The sequence below is a fragment of the Chromatiaceae bacterium genome (genome assembly GCA_024235395.1).
GTDB lineage: Bacteria > Pseudomonadota > Gammaproteobacteria > Chromatiales > Chromatiaceae > Thiosocius.
In genome coordinates this window covers 1319130-1334879 of record JACKMK010000001.1, presented here as the reverse complement: position 1 = coordinate 1334879, position 15750 = coordinate 1319130, and the positions used below count along the sequence as shown (strand labels likewise).

The following is a 15750-nucleotide window of genomic DNA, read 5'->3' as shown; positions in this document are numbered from 1 at the left end:
CATTCTGCGGCGTTTGTCGATGACCGGGTGGTGGTATAAGAGTATGCGAATCCCTCAGTGGGTGCGACGTCACCTGTCGCCTGCACGGCGGCTCGAGTGGTTCCCGCCGTTTCGCGCGATGCGGGTCCGGGTGGTGGAACTTAGCGACGACTGGCGTCGCGTACGCCTGCGCCTGCCGTTGCGCGCCAATCGCAATCCCGGGGGCAGCATGTTCGGCGGTGCGGTGGCCTGTCTCGCAGACCCGATCGCGGCGCTGAGTTGCAACCGATTGTTCCCGGGTCACCTGGTCTGGACGCGGCGTCTGGACCTGGATTTTCGACATGAGGGACGGTCGGACCTGGAGTTGCGGTTTGCATTCGATGCACAGCAGGAGCAGGCGACGCGTGCCGAACTGGCGCGGCGTGGTCGGGCGACTCCCCTGCTGGAGTATGCGTTTTACGATCGCCACGAACGTGTCTGCGTCGTGGTGCGCTGTCAGGTTGCGATCCGCCCCTCCGGCTATCGCGCCGGAGGTGGACTTAACAGGAGTGAACACGACGATGACGCAAGATGACGGATTGGACATGGACCTCAGCAGCGGCATTGCCGCATTCGAGTCCAAACAATTCACCGCGGCGACCCGCCTGCTGGCCCCGTTGGCGCAGCAGGGGGATCCTGAAGCGCAGTACCGTATGGCGATCATGGCGCAGAATGGTCTGGGCATGGTCGAGAATCAGTTGCTGGCGTTTCGTTACATGAAGTCTGCCGCCGAGGCGGGGCTGGGTCTGGCACAACATGGCCTGGGTTTCATGTACATGGAGGGCGAGTGCGTCGAGCGCAACGGCTCGAAGGCCCTGGAATGGTTCGGCCGCGCCGCCGATCAGGGTCTGCAGGGAGCGATGACCAGTATCGGCATGATGTATCGCGAGGGAAACGGCGTGGACCGCGACGAAGACAAGGCCAGGGAGTGGTTCCGAAAGGCCGGTTTCGACGATTTCTGATCGACCGTCGCGATGGGCGTGACGCGGTTCGCCGATCCGCGAGCAATGGTGGGAGGTGCTCGATCCGTCGAGGTGCACACTCCGCGGCAACATCGTCTTCACCTATCCGGGCCCCGGTCATCCCCGGTCCTGCCACGTGGTGAAAAGGCCTGTCCGCATGACCTAGACTGATGTCTGCGACACGCTGAAGGACAAATACCGCATGCAGGCACCGATTGAACTCGCATCCACGCAGCGGGAGGAGTTGGTCGATATCACCGACCAGGTTGCCGCCATCGTCGCACGCAGCGGCATCCGGCAGGGCATCGTGAGCATCTATGCCCAGGGTGCGACGGCGGCCATCATGATCCAGGAAAACTGGGACGACAGCGTACAGACGGATGTGGTCAACCTGTTGCGGCAGCTCATACCGCAAGGGGTCTGGTTGCACGACCGGCAGGATGGCAATGGTGACGCACACCTGAAGGCCGGTCTGGTCGGTCCTTCCGAGAGCGTGCCGATCGTCGATGGCAGACTGGGCCTGTCGCGCTGGCAAAACATCTTCTTCTGCGAATTCGACGGACCACGCGCCGACCGCCGGGTACTGTGTACGCTGCTACAGGGCGGGTGAGCGAATGGGGCGGATCGCGGGTGGATCGGACAATCCGGGATATCCGCAGGTCGACGCCTGGATTGTGCCGTCGAGCGCCGTTCAGCCCCTGCGGGAGAGTTCGCGGCGCTTGCGGACCGCCTGTGCCAGGGTATCCAGCAGCGGTTCGCTCTCTTTCCAGCCGAGGCACGCGTCGGTGATGCTCTGACCGTAGATGAGTCCATCGCCGTTGCCGTTCAGGTCCTGGCGTCCGGCGACCAGGTGGCTCTCGATCATCACCCCGATGATGTCGCGATTTCCGCGCCGAATCTGCCCCGCGACGTCGCCGCAGACATCGATCTGCTTGTCATGCTGCTTGCGGCTGTTGGCATGGCTGAAGTCGATCATCAGGTTCGGCGTCAGGCCGGCCTCGCTCATCTCATGGGCGGCCTCGGCCACCGATTCGGTGTCGTAGTTCGGTCGCTTGCCACCACGCAGAATCACGTGGGTATCGGCATTGCCGCGCGTGCTGAAGATCGCCGAGCGGCCGGCCTTGGTCAGTGACAGGAACACGTGCGGCCGATTCGCGGCGCGCATCGCGTCCACGGCGATGCGAATGGTGCCGTCGGTGCCGTTCTTGAAGCCGACCGGACAGGAGAGTCCAGAGGCCAGTTCACGATGCCCCTGGCTTTCCGTCGTGCGCGCGCCGATTGCGCCCCAGCTGATCAGGTCGGCGACATACTGTGGACTGATCAGGTCGAGGAATTCGGTGCCGGCCGGCAGCCCCATCTGATTGATCTGCAGCAACAGTTCGCGGGCAAGGTTGAGGCCCTTGTTGATCTGGAAGCTCTCGTCGAGATCCGGATCGTTGATCAGTCCCTTCCAGCCGACAGTGGTCCGCGGTTTCTCGAAATAGACGCGCATCACGATCAGCAGATCGTCTGTCAGCCGGTCGCGCACCGCCAGCAGCCGGTTCGCGTACTCGATTGCCGCCTTCGGGTCGTGCACCGAGCAGGGGCCGACGACGACCAGCAGGCGGTCGTCTTCGCGGGTCAGGATGCGGTGGATGGCGGCACGCGCCTCGTGCACCGTCTGTGCCGCCTCCATCGTGAGCGGATGGCGCTCGTGGACGACCGCGGGCGGTTCGACCTCGTGGATGGCTTGGATGCGTAAGTCGTCTGTCTGCTGCATGGCGTCGATCTGTCTGTGAGCGATCGCGCGGATTATAGCGGCGCGCGGGCCGGCCGGCATTCGGCGATTCGTAACGACCCGATAGGCCGGGACTATGCGCGCTTGGCGCGCCGTTGCAGCCAGATGTCGAGTCCCTGGGCGTTCAGGTCGATATCTGATTCGAACAGCGATCGCACGCGCCCGGGCGGCAGGGTGCTGTGTGCGGTGCCGGCGTCGACCAGCAGGCGCTCGACCGCCTGGTGCAGCCGCTCTGCGCGCCCGTCCGGATCGCGTTGTTCCTCGTCCAACGCGATCCGCACGTGCTGCCGGATGCTCTCGCGCAGCATCTCAAGATAGCGCTGCGGGTGTTCGATCCTGCCGAAATGTGTCAGACAGCAGGCAGCGGGGCTGAGCGCCATCATGTGGTCGAGGCTGGTGAACCAGGCGTCCGGATCGAACGCAACCGGGGTCGTCGTGGCGACGATCAACGGTTCGGCGTGCTCGCGAAATTCCCGGTAGCCGAGGCCGAAGGTGTCGCCGGTGAACAGGTTGCCGCTTGCGTGATCGAAAATGCAGCCGTGATGGTTGGCGTGCCCCGGGGTATGCAGGAACTGCAGGGTCCGCCGACCCAGTTCGAAGCTCTGCAGGTCGTTGGCGGCGGTCGCCCGCTGCTCGGGGATCGGCAGAATGTCGCCGAACAGCTGCTGAAACTGCTGCTCGCCGTACACCGCGGTCGCGCCGGCCTGCAGTTTGCTCGGGTCGACCATGTGCGGCAGTCCTTTCGGGTGCACCACCAGCATCGCATTCCGGCAGACATCCATCAGTCGCCCGGCGCCCCCGGCATGATCGAGGTGCACGTGGGTCGGGATCACATAGCGCACCTGCCCGGTGGTGGCACCGATCTCGGCGATCGCTTCGAGCACCTGGGGTAGGGAATTGCTGGTCCCGGTGTCGATCAGCGCCAGTTCGCCACGATCCTCGATCAGATAGCAGGCGCAATGCTGCGGCCGGTAGAGTGCCGCATCGATCAGATAGGTGCCGTTGCCGAGTGCCTCGGTCATGAGCCGATTGCCTTTTGATTCACCAGACGGACCGCCAGTATAGGAGTACCCCCCGGTTTCCAATATTGTTTAGCTCTAGCCTATCTATTGCGCGAGCTCGCAGGGCGACAACCGATCAGCCGGCCGGCGTTTGTTCGATGTGCTCCTTGAGCGTCTGCAGGCCTCTTTCGTAGGAGCTGCCGATCAGGTTGTCGAGCATCAGGCCCACGTAGCGACCGAACAGGTCCCAGCCGAATTCGGTCTTGAACTGCCAGCGGACCACGGTCGCGCCGGCGCTCGGTTCGAGCAGGAAGCTTGCCTCCCCGTCACCCTTGTCGCCGAATTCCAGGCGAGTGGCGACGCGTTCGTTCGGAACGCTTTCGGTGATCTCCTGGCTGCCCCCGCCGACCTGCGCGTTGCCACTCTGCCAGACCATGCGCGAGCCGACGCCCTGTTCCGGGCCACTGAACGTGTATTCGGTGTCGGGATCGATGCTGCTCCACGGTGACCAGGCGTGGAATGCGCGCATGCCGTTGAGGTGCGGAAACACCTTTTCGGGAGGCGCGTCGATCGCGATGCTGCGTTCCACCGCTGAAGACGAGGGCAACAGCAAGCCGATGACCAGCAGCAACACGAATACGACCAACAGGATGCGAAATGCGAGGCGCGCAAAGGCCATCTCACCCTCCAGCGACAGGAATCCCGGACCGCCTGCGGGCGGCCAATGGCCGGTCATTCTATAGGTTTGGGCGCCAGTTGTGGGTCACGATACGCGCACCGCGGAGATCGTGGACGAAGCGCGTGAGTGCGGCGTTGTCGACCTCGCTGCGATACCAGTTCGCGGGAGGTGCCTGCATCACATGACCGAGCGTGGCGCGTATCACGCCGGCGTGCGTCACCACCAGCAGGTGCAGCCCTGGAAAGTCGCCCAGCAGTCCATCGAACACGGTGGCGACGCGTGCACCGAACGCGACCAGTGGTTCGGCGCCTGGCGGTCGATTGTTGACCGGGTCCTGGTAGAACGCATCGTACTCGGCGCTGCGCTCGCGCCGCAGGGTCTCGCGATCAGCCCCCTCCCAGCTGCCGAATCCGACCTCGCGCAGGTCGTCGCGCACCGTGATCGGCAGCCCCTGTTCACCCGCCAGCGCGCGGGCGAATTCGACGCAGCGGCGCATCGGTGAACTCACGATCTGTTGCCAACCGCCGAGCGCGCCGGTGGTGGTGCGCATCTGGTGCCAGCCTTTCTCGGACAGAGGGTCGTCGACGCCGTTGCCGCGGAAGCGTGGACCGCCGACGGGCTCGCCGTGGCGCAGGAAATCGAGCAGGGTGGTGGGATGCGACATCGGCGTTCGAACGGTGCGGGGCCTTTGCTAGAATGGGCCCAAGATTACACTGCCAGGCAGATACCGCGCATGCGTCAGAAGATCTACATGGGGATTGACAAGGAACCAATGGGCGCCATGAACCCGACCGGCAACATCATTCGGGACGCCTGGCTGTTTGGTTTGATACCGGAAACCGAGACCTGCGCGGGTTGGACGATCCAGGGAATCGATGCATTGTACGACCAGGTCTCCAAGGAGTGGGACAAGTACGGACATCTGGTTTCCAACCTGCCACCCGAGCTGAAAGCGAAACACGGCGAGATCTACGATCGCGCGATCGCCAATGCACGCAGCCTCGGTTGGGACCCCGAGTTGGGCGACAACGACTGAAGTGGCGCGAGTGCATGGCGACGGTTACCACCGAGACCTTCTTTCGACCCGATGAGATCGCGCGCGAACGGCTGACCATCCCGGCCGCACTGTACAACCGTTGCCGACTCATGCTGTCGCGTTGCCAGTATGCGCATGTGTTCGTGCCGGTGCGCAGCATGCAGATGCAGTCGGTGATCGACGAGAACGAGGTGATCTTCGTCGACAACCAGGCCTACGCGGTCCGCGATGGCGAGGGTGGCCGGTTGATCATGCTTGCCTGGTTGTTCCGTCGCGATCAGGGTCGCGACGATCTGAACGACCCCGCGCCGATCGAGCTCGTCTACTACCACGATGAGGCGCGCGAGCTGCACAACCGGCTGATCGGCGATTTCGCCAAGTCGCTCGATCTGGTCGAGCAACGTTCCCGGGACAACGGCTGTGAACCGCGCGCGAAGAAGGTGCTGCCGTTTCGCGGTCGCGATTGAATCTCCGTATCCGGCTGCCTCAGCTGCCGGTCGAGACCTCTGCCCAGGCCTGTTCGACCTTGTCCTCGATCTGCTGCGCACTGTTGCGAAAGCCCACCTTGCAGCGCAGCGGTTCGAACAGCGGATCACGCATCAGCAGGTTGCGGTTGCGATACCCCCGGTTCACCAGGCTGGCGAGACGTTCCAGCGCGCGTGTCGGTGTGCCGTGCAGCATCGCCAGACGCGCCTTGACATAGCCGGTTGCGAGCGTACGCCAGCCGCGCCGGATGCTCGCGGACATCTCGCCGGTGCAGCGGTCCAGCCATCGCGCGGATTCGTCCGCGGCGCCCGTACGGCGCAGCACGTCCACCAGCGTGGTACACAGGAACAGGTCGTAGTCGGTGCGCTCGATGGGGTAGATCCGGCCTTCGAGCGCTTTGCGCAGATGGGGTTGTGCAATGGCAAAGTCGCCGTCCAGGTAGGCGCTCAATCCGATTCGGGCCTGGGCCAGGCGCCAGCTGATCTCGGGCACGTTGGCCTGGGCCGGTGGTTGCGGATCCGGACTGGTCAGGGCGGGGGTGCCGAACAGGCCCGTTGCGGTCGCGCCCAGCCGGTCGAGGTAGCGCTGGGTCGCACGGCTCGGCGTGTTGCCGTCGCTCAGTTCGCCGACGAGGCGCATCGCGGATTCCTCCTGCCCGAGATAGGCGAGCACCATCGCGAGTCCGGCACGCGCCAGTTCCGACTCCGGATCCAGCGCGACTGCCTGCTGTGCGTACCGGTACGCAGCGATCAGGTCGCCGCTTTCGATCGCGATGTCGGCCTGGGTGCGTTTCAGGTGGGGGTCGCCCGCCTCCGCCAGCGGTTCGAGCACCGCCTGTGCGGCAGCGGCTTTACCGGACCAGGCCAGCGCATTGGCGTAGTTGATGGCCGCTGTCGCGAACAGGGGCTCCAACTCGTGTGCCTTTTTCAGCGCCTCGAGACCGTCGAGCAGCTTGCCCTGCTGGCGGCGCGCAAGGCCGAGCCACATCCAAGGTTCCGCACGGTTGGGGAACTGCGTAGTGGCGCGTATCAGGTAATCCTCGGCGACGCCGTATTCACCCTTCAGGTAGTGCGACAGGCCGACCGCGGCGAGCGCTTCCGGTGCGCTGCCGGCCTTGGCGAGGACGCCATCGAGCAAGGGTGCGGCGATCGCGACCGCCTGGTCCAAAGGCAGTCTGCCGTAGAACGAGAGCAGCAGTTGGGTGGTCGCCAGCTCGATGCGTGCGGCGGTGAAGCCGGGTTCCCGCTGTAGCGCCTGGTGAAAGAACTCCGCGGCGCGCTCCAGGCTGAGTGGCGAGCGTCGTGCGCGGTGGTAACGGCCGAGCAGGAAAAAGTCGTAGGCCTGTACATCGTGCCCCGCGTCCGTGTCTCGATTGTCCGCGGTGTCTTCTGTGTCGCGGCCTGCGAGGAAGGCCGCCATTCTGCCTCCGAGCGCTTGCTGGGCGGTGAAGATGTCGCTCTCGGCGAAGTCGTCGATGCGGCTCCACAGTTGCCGGCCGTCCCTCGCGTCGACGATGCGGGCGGCAACGCGCAGCGCGTCACCGGAGCGCCGGATGCTGCCGGCGATCACCAGGTCGGCGTCGAGGCGCCGCCCGACGTTCGGAAGGTCGCTGGCGGTCGATTCAGCCGCCAGACCGGCCGACACCGGTCCCACGACACGCAGGTCTGGGGCCCTTCCCAGAGCATCGGCCAGTTCGATCGAAAACCCTTCGGCGATGTTGTGGTCGGTGGCCTCGTCGGTCAGCGCCGCGAATGGCAGCACCAGTGCGGTGCGTGGTGCAGCAGGTGGGTCGGTTGGGCGCCAGTGCCACCACGCCAGCGCAGCCAGCAGTGCGATCGCGCCGGCCACCAGGAGGGGCCACCAGCGTGGGGGCGATACCGCGTTCGGCCCGTGCTGCGGCGTCGCCTCGGCATCACTGCTCGGCATCTGATGGATCGCGGCAATCAGGCGGTAGCCGCGCTTCGGCACCGTCTCGATGTAGGTCGGGTTCTGCGCGTCGTCACCCAGCGCCCTGCGTAGCCGGGCCATGGCCTGGTAGACCGAGTTGTCGCCCACCACCTGGCCGCGCCAGACGTCGTCGAGGATCTGCTCGGCCGAGACGACCTCACCGGGTCGGCGGGCGAGGTAGACCAGCAGGTCGACATGGCGCGGCTCGAGTCGCACCTCCTCGCCGCCGCGGCGCAGCAGATTGAGCGACGGGAGCAGTCGCCAGGCGCCGATCCGCAGTCCCTCGTCTGGAGTTTCAGGTTGCACGATTGGTCCCTAATTTATTGTTATAAAAATAAAAATCCATTCTTTAGGAAAACATCAGACAATCATCAGGTGGTGCTCAGGACGCCGCCTCCTGGGCCTGATATTCCTTTATCCCGCGTACCCGACAACCCAGTGCGTGGGGCATGAGTGAATCTTCCGACAACTCGATGAACGGGCAAGGTGGCGAGCCCAATGGCACGCGCAACCGGCACCGCATACGCGGCGTGATCGCACTGCCGCCGCTGCCACGGCATTCCCAGCAGCTGCTCAGCCTGCTGGTGGACCCGGATCTCGATATCTTGCAGCTGATCGAGCTGATCGAGCAAACCCCCGCGCTCGCCGCGCGCATCATGGGCATCGCATCCTCGGCCTATTTCCACACGCCCAAGCCTGCGCAGAACATCACGGATGCGGTGATGCGCCTGCTTGGGCTGAATCTGGTCCGCGACATCTCGATATCGCTGATCCTCAGTCAACCCTTCAGCGTGTCGAACTGCGCGCAGTTCGACCAGACCTTCTACTGGAAGCACGCCATGATGGTGGCGACGCTGGCGCAGCTGCTGGCACCGCTCGCGACCGAGGGTGCGGCGGACGAGCTGCGCCCGGCGTATCTCGCGGGCCTGCTGCACAGCTTGGGAATGCTGGTGTTGGCCGATGTCGCGCCCGAGGGTCTGGATGAGGCGCTGAAACGGCGCGCCCAGGAGCCGTCGCGGTCGCTGTGCACGATTCAGCGCGAGATCCTTGGCATCGACTACACGGCCGCCGGGGGCGAGGTGGCGATCGCCTGGGGCCTCCCAACGCCGTTCACCATGGCGATGATCGCTCACCGCGACTCGGGCTACAGCGGACCCTTCGCCGGGCTGGCTGCGTTGATCCGGGTCGCCGACTGCCTCGCGAAGGCCCAGCTGCGGGACCTGGATCCTGCGGCCTGCGAGACGTCGATTGCGGACGAGCTGCGTACCCTGGGAATCGGTTCCGAGGGTCTGCATCGGGCGCTGGAACGTTGGCAACAGCGGGTCGAGAACATCGAACAACTCGCGCGCGCCCTGGTTGGAGTCGGCAGATGAGCGGCAAGCGTCCCCCGCACGGCCGCGCGAACCGCGGCATCCTCTCCCTGCTCGACGCCCTGGTGTCGCTGCGCCGCCTGCTGGCAGGGGCGCAGCGACGTCCAGTCGAAGACCTGTTGCGGCATGCCGCCCGGGTGCTGATGGAACACCCCGCATTCTCGGGATGCGTCATTCGCCTGCAAGCGAACGCCCAGGTGCCAGGGGGCGGTGATACCTGTGCGCCGTTGGCCGTCAGCCTGCCAAGCGATGAGGCGGCAGTGATCAGTGCCGAGGCCTGTCGGGTCGCGGTCGAAACCGACAGCCCGGTGGTCGAGCCAGACGTCGCGAACGATGCGTTCGAGGCGTGTCGCAGCGTGCTGGCACTCCCAATCCACTCAGGCAGCTACGCGGTCGGTTGCGTCGCGGTGTGCAGCGATCGTCCGCATGGCGTGCGCCCTCACCAGGGTATGCTCGAACTGTTCGTCGGCGTGCTGCAGCTGGCGCTCAATCAGCGCGCCCCCGACGTTGCCGCCGGACCTCCGCAGAGCGGCTGCCAGGAAAGTCGCGGCGAACTGTCGCCGGCCGTCGCCGGGCAGCGGCCCGGCGAAACAGGCCACGCGGTTGCACGCGAGACACGGGACCCGAAAACCGGCTTGCTGAATCGCATCGCGGTCGAAGACCGCCTGCAGCGCCTGCTGGAGGGCGGGCAGGCCGATGCGCTGTCGGCGTACGTGCTGTACCTGGATGTCGATCGCTTCGGGATCATCGAGGAGATCGGCGGCGCGGTTGCCGCGGACCGCGTGATCAGAATGCTGTCCGAGTTGCTGCGCAGCCAGATGGGTGACGAGTATGCCGTGGCGCGCCTCGCCGGTGACCAGTTCTGCGTCGTTGTCAGTCCGGGCTCCGCGGACTACGTCGCTCAAGCTGCGCAGACCCTGATTGGATGCGTTCAGCCGTTGCGCCTGCTGCCGGCGAGCCGGCCACTGGACGTCAGCATCAGCATCAGCATCGGGATCAGCGCCACGGGCGGCGAAATCCGGTCGGCCGGCGAACTTATCGAGCAGGCGCGCGATGCCTGTCGCGAGGCGCAGCGCCACGGCGGTGGCACGGTACGATTCTTCAAGACCTCTACGCCGCGGCGGCGGATCCTGGACGACGCGTGGCTGCTGAGCGAACTGTCGCATGCGCTGAAGGACAATACCTTGACTCTGTTCGCACAGCCGATTGCGCGGATAAGCCATGGTGGCGCAGGCCGTGCCGTCGAGGTGGTGCGCCACGAGATCCTGCTGCGCAACCGTGACGCGCAGGGAGGCATCCTGCCGGCAGGATTGTTTCTGCCGGTGGCGGAACGCTACGGCCTGTCGGTCAGGATCGATCGCTGGGTCGTCCGTGAGGCGCTGCGTGACATCGCCGGTTCGTCCACCGAGGTAGGCCGTGGCGGACTGTTTACGATCAATCTGTCCGGCCACTCGATCGGTGACGAGGAGTTTCTTGCGTACGTCGTCGAGCAGTTCGAGGTCAGCGGCCTCGCGCCGGCGCGGGTCTGCTTCGAGCTTACCGAGACCGCGGCGATCTCGGATATAGAGGCCGCGCAACGCTTCATGCGCACGCTGCGTGAGATCGGTTGTCACTTCGCGCTGGACGATTTCGGCAGTGGTCATGCGTCCTACCTGAACCTGCGCGACCTGCCCGTCGACCTGCTGAAGATCGATGGCCTGCTGATTCGCGAGGTGCTGGTGGATCCGGTGAGCCGGGCGATCGTGCGCTCGGTGCATGATATCGCCAGGGTGATGGGCATCCGGACGGTCGCTGAGTATGTCGAATCGAGCGCAATGTCCGAGATGCTCTCCGAGATCGGCGTGGACTACCAGCAGGGCTTCTGGATCGGTTCACCGGTGCCGTTGAAAGACGTGCTCAGGTGAGCCGGGGTGGACGGGTTCCGTGCGCGGTGACCGACTTTCCCGTCAATGCGGCGAACACGTTGGGGTGAGTGCCGACCGTCATGCCGGTGGCATGACGCAGCGGTGCGAACGCCCTGCCAGGGCGGGCAGGGCCGGGGCTGAATCAAACGGCTGGAGCCGCGCCAGGGATGGCCTAACCGGTCAACGCCGCGAACACGTTGGGGTGAGTGCCGACCGTCATGCCGGCGGCATGACGCAGCGGTGCGAACGCCCTGCCAGGGCGGGCAGGGCCGGGGCTGAATCAAACGGCTGGAGCCGCGCCACGGATGGCCTAACCGGTCAGTGCGGCGAACACGTTGGGCAGACGCTCCGGCAACCGCTCCACGTTGTCGACGATCGAATAGTTGTTCTCACCGAAGATGCGGGCCACGTAGCGGTCGGCGTTCGGATCGAGGGTCAGGCAATAGGTGTAGATCCCCTGCATCGCGAGATCCTCGACCGCCTTCTTGGCATCGTGGCGCAGGTACTGCGGGTCGCGCTCGTCGATATCCGCCGGTTCACCGTCGGTGACCAGCAATACCAGTCGCTTCTGGGCATTCTGTTGGGTCAGGTGCCATCCGGCGTGGCGCAGCGCCGCTCCCATACGCGTCGAGAGGTTGCCCTTCATGCCGGCCATGCGCGACTTCGCCTCGTCGTCGTAGTGCTGCTCAAAATCCTTGAAGCGGTAGTACTGTACGTCGTGGCGGCCGTCCGAGGCGAAGCCGTGCACGGCGAAGTTGTCGCCGATCGAGTCGATCGCCCAGGCCAGCAGGCCGGCGGACTCGCGTGTCAGGTCGAGGATGCTGGGCTGGTCGTCGTAGCCTTTTTCACCTTCGGCGATGTCGCCGATCTTCTCATTGGTCGACTCCGACAGGTCGAGCAACAGCACGATCGACAGATCGCGGATATGCCGGGTTATGCGGATGTTGATTCTGGGGTCCGGCATGATGCCGCGGCGGATATCGATCATCGCGCGCACGGCGGCGTTCAGATCCAGTTCCTCGCCTTCCTCGTAGCCGCGCCGGCGTACGATGCCCTGGGGCTGCAGCGCATCGATGATGTGGCGGATGCGCGATGCGATCGGCTTGTGCTTGGTCAGGATCTCATCCATGACCTCCGGAGCCCCCTTGCCCTGTTTGCGCTCTATCACGGTCGCCCAGTCCGGACGCGCGAGCTGCACGTGGTAATCCCACTCGTTGTAATGGTAAGGATCCGAGACCGGCTCGACGCCTTCGGACTGGTTGTAGCTCTGGGTGGTCTCCAGGTCGTCCTCGTAGGGGAACAACTCCGTGTCGAGCACCCAGACCTCTTGCGGATTGTCGTCCTTCATCTCGGAGTCGATCTCGTTGACCATCTCCATGACGCTGACGTATTTGCGCACGGTCTGCTGGGAACTCGGCAGGTAGTCGATGCCCTGCGTCTCGAACATGTTTTCGGAGAAGTCCCAGAAGTAACGGTTATCGTCGCGGTAGGGGATCGGCCATTCGGAGAGAATGCGCACGCTCGGGATCTTTGCGATCTCGACAATGCGATTGTAGAAGTCGACGCCGGCCATCCACGCAAGGCGCGGACTGTACGGATCTTCTTCCAGCTTCATGACGAAGTCGTCGGCCACCTGGTTGATGACATCGATCTCGTCACGATAGTCGCGGTCCATGATGGCACGGGTGGTGCGCATCATCAGGTCCATGGTCTCGTGCGGCTGACCGAAGTCGTCATCTTTGTCTGGCTGCGCCGTGAAGAACTGCAGCCACAGCTTGCGCAGGCCGGGGAACTCACGGTAGGCAAGGTATTCGACGCGCGCATCCTCGAACAGCTCGATCATGCGCATCTGTGCCTGGGACAACTGTTCGGCGGAGATCGGCTCGCGCGTGTACACCATATGGGCGGCACAGTGTGCAACGGTGGCGCGGTAGATCTCCATGCCGTCGATGCCGCGGAACGGGTCGAAAGCGTCCGGCACGTGGATCTGGAAGTGCTCGATATGCGGCCGGATACCCTGGCGCGATTCAAAGTCCCCGGCAGTCGGGCGCATGAAGAACGAGCGCGCCCACAGCGCGCGCAGGTAGAAGTTGAGCTTGCGTTGGTTGTTGACGAACAGGGTGCCGCGACGCTCGGACTTGAGGATCGCCTTCGACGACTCGGTCTTCAGTGCGAAATAGGCGAGTTGGCCGTCGAGGTCGCGCTGGTGGGCCTGTGCGCCGAACATCACCCAGCGACGCAGGCCGCCCAGGGTCAGCTTGGACAACAGTTCGTCGAGGTTTTCCATCATCGGCCGCAGCCCGCGCGGGGCCTTGCCGGTCATCTGATGCAGCAGCTTGAGGAATCCGCGCATCACTTCGGCATCGCCGAGACGGGACGCCGCCAAAGGCAGGTTGGCAACGATCAGCGTGATCACGCTGCCGGAAGTATGCGAAGCCAGCTTCATCATGCCCTCGACGATGTCCGGGATGATGTCTTCGCCGACCTCCCTGGCTACGCCCGGCATCTCCTGCACATAGGTCAGCACCAGGTCCTGGCCACGACCCAGGGTGCAGAAGGCGCGCATGCCCTCGAGGTAATTCTGCAGGCCGCGTGGCGACATGACCCGCTGCGCCTCGTGGTACGAGGATTCGAGTGCCTCGATGTGCTCGTGATCTTCCTTGTCGAGACAGGTGACGTATTCCGAGAAATCTACCGACATGCGAGGCCCCGGTTCAGTGTTGGTTCATGCGGTCTGCCAGGGTCATGCCCAACGCCGAGACGACGAACGTGAGGTGGATGATGACGTACCACATCAGCTTGTCGTTCTCGATGTGCTGCGCGTTCATGAAGGCCTTCAGCAGATGGATGGACGATATGGCAACGATCGAGGCGGCCACCTTCTGTTTCAGCGAGCCGGAGTCCAGTTTGCCGAGCCAGTCGAGTTTTTCGGCGCCTTCCCTGATGTCGATGCGCGATACGAAATTCTCATAACCGCTGAGCATCACCATGACCAGCAGGCCGCCAACCAGTGCGATATCGACCAGGCTGAGCACCACCAGCACCAGGTCCGCCTCCGATGTCTCCAGCACATGCGGGAGTATGTGCAGCACCTCCTGGAAGAACTTCACACCGATCGCCAGCAGCGCAAGGCTCAGTCCGATGTAGATCGGCGCCAGCAGCCAGCGGCTCGAATACAACAGGTTCTCGAACATCTTTTCCATGGGCGTGTGCCAGGCGTCAGAAATAGGTATTGATCGCCGCTTTCAGCGTGTCGCGCATGTCCGGATCATCGGTCAACGGTGTGACCAGCGCCATCTGGCAGGCGGCTATCGGCTCGATGCCCTTGCCGACCAGTTGCGCTGCATATACCAGCAGACGGGTCGACATGCCCTCGTCGAGACCGTGTCCCTTGAGATTGCGGGAGCGCTGCGCGATCTGCACCAGCTTTTCCGCGATCGCCTGGTCGACCTTGCCCTCGTGGGCGACGATCTCGGTCTCGATCTCGGTCGCCGGGTAGTTGAAGTCCATGCCACCGAAGCGCTGTTTGGTCGATTGTTTGAGGTCTTTCATCAGCGACTGGTAACCGGGGTTGTACGAGATCACGATCTGGAAGTCCGGATGGGCACGGACGAGTTCGCCCTTTTTCTCCAGCGGGAGTTCTCGGCGGTGGTCGGTCAGCGGGTGGATCACGACAGTGGTGTCCTGGCGGGCCTCGACGACCTCGTCGAGGTAACAGATCGCGCCGATGCGTGCGGCGACCGTCAGCGGACCGTCCTGCCATTTGGTGCCGTTGATGTCGAGAAGGAAACGACCGACCAGGTCGGAGGCGGTCATGTCCTCGTTACAGGCCACCGTGATCAGCGGCTTGCCGAGCTTCCAGGCCATGTATTCGACGAAGCGCGACTTGCCGCAACCCGTGGGGCCCTTGAGCATCACCGGCATCCGGGCGGCGTAGGCGGCCTCGTACATCGCCACCTCGTTCTGGATGGGGTGGTAGTAAGGCTCGTTGGTGATGAGGTACTGGTCGCGGTCGAAGTCGCTCATGGTCTGGATCCTTAGATATCAGCTTGTACGGGGAACGGTACGGTTCCCGGTTCGAATGATCAGGCCGGAATGGCGGCGAGTGCGGGTCTGTGCGCCACTCTGGGCTGATGACTCGTGAAACGAAAAGCCCCCGCCCCGTAAAGGGCGGGGGCTTCCCTGACCGATCGCTGGGATCAGTACTTAGACCGGCTTGCCACGGTAGATGACCATGGATGCACCGGCGCACTGGGCGTAGTTGTCCAGGCCCAGCAGGCGAACGTGATTGTTCGGGTGTGCTTTGTGGCACGCCTCGCACTCGGCCAGGATGGCGTCGACGTCGGTCTCACCGAACATCGGCAGTTTCCACATGTACCAGTAGCTGCCGGACGCGTTTTGCGGCTCGGTGTGCTCGATGGACGGGTTCCAGCCCTTGGACACGATGAACTCGATCTGCTTGCGGATCTGGTCAGCGTTCATCGACGGCAGGTAAGAGAAGGTTTCGAACTTGCGGCTGCTCACATCGGCCAGGCTCGAAGCGTAGTCCTGCATTTCACTCATTGGTCTA

General features: G+C 64.2%; 16 protein-coding genes. 7 read left to right on the top strand and 9 right to left on the bottom strand.

Annotated elements, in window-relative coordinates; translation table 11 throughout:
* Positions 1 to 43: 43 nt before the first annotated feature.
* From H6955_06230 to H6955_06220, 3 genes are all read left to right on the top strand, one after another.
* A complete protein-coding gene (locus tag H6955_06230; GenBank protein ID MCP5313133.1) occupies positions 44 to 553 on the top strand; it encodes a DUF4442 domain-containing protein in 510 nt (169 codons plus the stop codon).
* Positions 540 to 980, top strand: a complete 441-nt coding sequence (locus tag H6955_06225; GenBank protein ID MCP5313132.1) for a sel1 repeat family protein — start codon at positions 540 to 542, stop codon at positions 978 to 980. Before H6955_06230 ends, H6955_06225 begins: the two co-directional genes overlap by 14 nt.
* 202 nt (positions 981 to 1182) lie before the next feature.
* Positions 1183 to 1590: a YjbQ family protein gene (locus H6955_06220; protein ID MCP5313131.1), complete on the top strand. Its 408-nt coding sequence runs from the start codon at positions 1183 to 1185 to the stop codon at positions 1588 to 1590.
* An 81-nt stretch (positions 1591 to 1671) separates the two neighbouring features.
* Here the strand turns inward: H6955_06220 and aroG are convergent, their stop codons facing one another.
* The 4 genes from aroG to H6955_06200 form a co-directional block, all read right to left on the bottom strand.
* The gene (aroG, locus tag H6955_06215) at positions 1672 to 2739 is read right to left on the bottom strand and encodes a 3-deoxy-7-phosphoheptulonate synthase AroG (protein MCP5313130.1); all 1068 of its coding nucleotides are present in this window, start codon (positions 2737 to 2739) and stop codon (positions 1672 to 1674) included.
* Positions 2740 to 2831: 92 nt separating this feature from the next.
* Positions 2832 to 3779 carry an MBL fold metallo-hydrolase gene (locus H6955_06210; protein ID MCP5313129.1) on the bottom strand — a complete coding sequence of 316 codons (948 nt, stop codon included), beginning with the start codon at positions 3777 to 3779 and terminating at the stop codon, positions 2832 to 2834.
* 115 nt (positions 3780 to 3894) lie between these two features.
* Positions 3895 to 4437, bottom strand: a complete 543-nt coding sequence (locus tag H6955_06205) for an SRPBCC family protein (protein MCP5313128.1) — start codon at positions 4435 to 4437, stop codon at positions 3895 to 3897.
* 58 nt (positions 4438 to 4495) lie between these two features.
* Complete coding sequence (locus H6955_06200) at positions 4496 to 5101, bottom strand: histidine phosphatase family protein (GenBank protein MCP5313127.1); 606 nt, start codon at positions 5099 to 5101, stop codon at positions 4496 to 4498.
* A gap of 69 nt (positions 5102 to 5170) precedes the next feature.
* Here H6955_06200 and H6955_06195 point away from each other — a divergent pair, with 69 nt between their 5' ends.
* Positions 5171 to 5473, top strand: a complete 303-nt coding sequence (locus H6955_06195) for a hypothetical protein (protein ID MCP5313126.1) — start codon at positions 5171 to 5173, stop codon at positions 5471 to 5473.
* A 14-nt stretch (positions 5474 to 5487) separates the two neighbouring features.
* Complete coding sequence (locus tag H6955_06190) at positions 5488 to 5940, top strand: hypothetical protein (GenBank protein MCP5313125.1); 453 nt, start codon at positions 5488 to 5490, stop codon at positions 5938 to 5940.
* A gap of 19 nt (positions 5941 to 5959) precedes the next feature.
* On the opposite strand, the gene H6955_06185 is transcribed toward H6955_06190, so the two are convergent.
* Positions 5960 to 8212 carry a winged helix-turn-helix domain-containing protein gene (locus tag H6955_06185; protein MCP5313124.1) on the bottom strand — a complete coding sequence of 751 codons (2253 nt, stop codon included), beginning with the start codon at positions 8210 to 8212 and terminating at the stop codon, positions 5960 to 5962.
* A 143-nt stretch (positions 8213 to 8355) separates the two neighbouring features.
* Between H6955_06185 and H6955_06180 the strand changes: the two genes are divergently transcribed.
* Positions 8356 to 9279, top strand: a complete 924-nt coding sequence (locus H6955_06180; GenBank protein ID MCP5313123.1) for an HDOD domain-containing protein — start codon at positions 8356 to 8358, stop codon at positions 9277 to 9279.
* On the top strand, positions 9276 to 11180 hold the full coding sequence (locus H6955_06175) for a GGDEF domain-containing protein (GenBank protein MCP5313122.1): 1905 nt from the start codon (positions 9276 to 9278) through the stop codon (positions 11178 to 11180). The genes H6955_06180 and H6955_06175 overlap by 4 nt, the downstream gene beginning before the upstream one ends.
* Positions 11181 to 11490: 310 nt before the next feature.
* Here the strand turns inward: H6955_06175 and H6955_06170 are convergent, their stop codons facing one another.
* The 4 genes from H6955_06170 to H6955_06155 all read right to left on the bottom strand — a co-directional run bounded on the left by H6955_06170 (position 11491) and on the right by H6955_06155 (position 15743).
* Positions 11491 to 13881 (bottom strand): nitric oxide reductase activation protein NorD, encoded by a 2391-nt coding sequence (locus H6955_06170; protein ID MCP5313121.1) that lies wholly within the window; start codon positions 13879 to 13881, stop codon positions 11491 to 11493.
* Between the two features lie 13 nt (positions 13882 to 13894).
* Positions 13895 to 14383 carry a TIGR00645 family protein gene (locus H6955_06165; protein MCP5313120.1) on the bottom strand — a complete coding sequence of 163 codons (489 nt, stop codon included), beginning with the start codon at positions 14381 to 14383 and terminating at the stop codon, positions 13895 to 13897.
* 16 nt (positions 14384 to 14399) lie between these two features.
* Positions 14400 to 15206: a CbbQ/NirQ/NorQ/GpvN family protein gene (locus H6955_06160; GenBank protein ID MCP5313119.1), complete on the bottom strand. Its 807-nt coding sequence runs from the start codon at positions 15204 to 15206 to the stop codon at positions 14400 to 14402.
* 180 nt (positions 15207 to 15386) lie between these two features.
* Positions 15387 to 15743 (bottom strand): ribulose bisphosphate carboxylase small subunit, encoded by a 357-nt coding sequence (locus H6955_06155; GenBank protein ID MCP5313118.1) that lies wholly within the window; start codon positions 15741 to 15743, stop codon positions 15387 to 15389.
* Positions 15744 to 15750: the final 7 nt, after the last annotated feature.

Excerpts from the sequence above, each read along its gene's own strand:
- H6955_06230 (MCP5313133.1), top strand. The coding sequence starts at position 44 with ATGCGAATCCCTCAGTGGGTGCGACGTCACCTGTCGCCTGCACGGCGG.
- H6955_06225 (MCP5313132.1), top strand. The coding sequence starts at position 540 with ATGACGCAAGATGACGGATTGGACATGGACCTCAGCAGCGGCATTGCC.
- H6955_06220 (MCP5313131.1), top strand. The coding sequence starts at position 1,183 with ATGCAGGCACCGATTGAACTCGCATCCACGCAGCGGGAGGAGTTGGTC.
- aroG (MCP5313130.1), bottom strand. The coding sequence starts at position 2,739 with ATGCAGCAGACAGACGACTTACGCATCCAAGCCATCCACGAGGTCGAA.
- H6955_06210 (MCP5313129.1), bottom strand. The coding sequence starts at position 3,779 with ATGACCGAGGCACTCGGCAACGGCACCTATCTGATCGATGCGGCACTC.
- H6955_06205 (MCP5313128.1), bottom strand. The coding sequence starts at position 4,437 with ATGGCCTTTGCGCGCCTCGCATTTCGCATCCTGTTGGTCGTATTCGTG.
- H6955_06200 (MCP5313127.1), bottom strand. The coding sequence starts at position 5,101 with ATGTCGCATCCCACCACCCTGCTCGATTTCCTGCGCCACGGCGAGCCC.
- H6955_06195 (MCP5313126.1), top strand. The coding sequence starts at position 5,171 with ATGCGTCAGAAGATCTACATGGGGATTGACAAGGAACCAATGGGCGCC.
- H6955_06190 (MCP5313125.1), top strand. The coding sequence starts at position 5,488 with ATGGCGACGGTTACCACCGAGACCTTCTTTCGACCCGATGAGATCGCG.
- H6955_06180 (MCP5313123.1), top strand. The coding sequence starts at position 8,356 with ATGAGTGAATCTTCCGACAACTCGATGAACGGGCAAGGTGGCGAGCCC.
- H6955_06175 (MCP5313122.1), top strand. The coding sequence starts at position 9,276 with ATGAGCGGCAAGCGTCCCCCGCACGGCCGCGCGAACCGCGGCATCCTC.
- H6955_06170 (MCP5313121.1), bottom strand. The coding sequence starts at position 13,881 with ATGTCGGTAGATTTCTCGGAATACGTCACCTGTCTCGACAAGGAAGAT.
- H6955_06165 (MCP5313120.1), bottom strand. The coding sequence starts at position 14,383 with ATGGAAAAGATGTTCGAGAACCTGTTGTATTCGAGCCGCTGGCTGCTG.
- H6955_06160 (MCP5313119.1), bottom strand. The coding sequence starts at position 15,206 with ATGAGCGACTTCGACCGCGACCAGTACCTCATCACCAACGAGCCTTAC.
- H6955_06155 (MCP5313118.1), bottom strand. The coding sequence starts at position 15,743 with ATGAGTGAAATGCAGGACTACGCTTCGAGCCTGGCCGATGTGAGCAGC.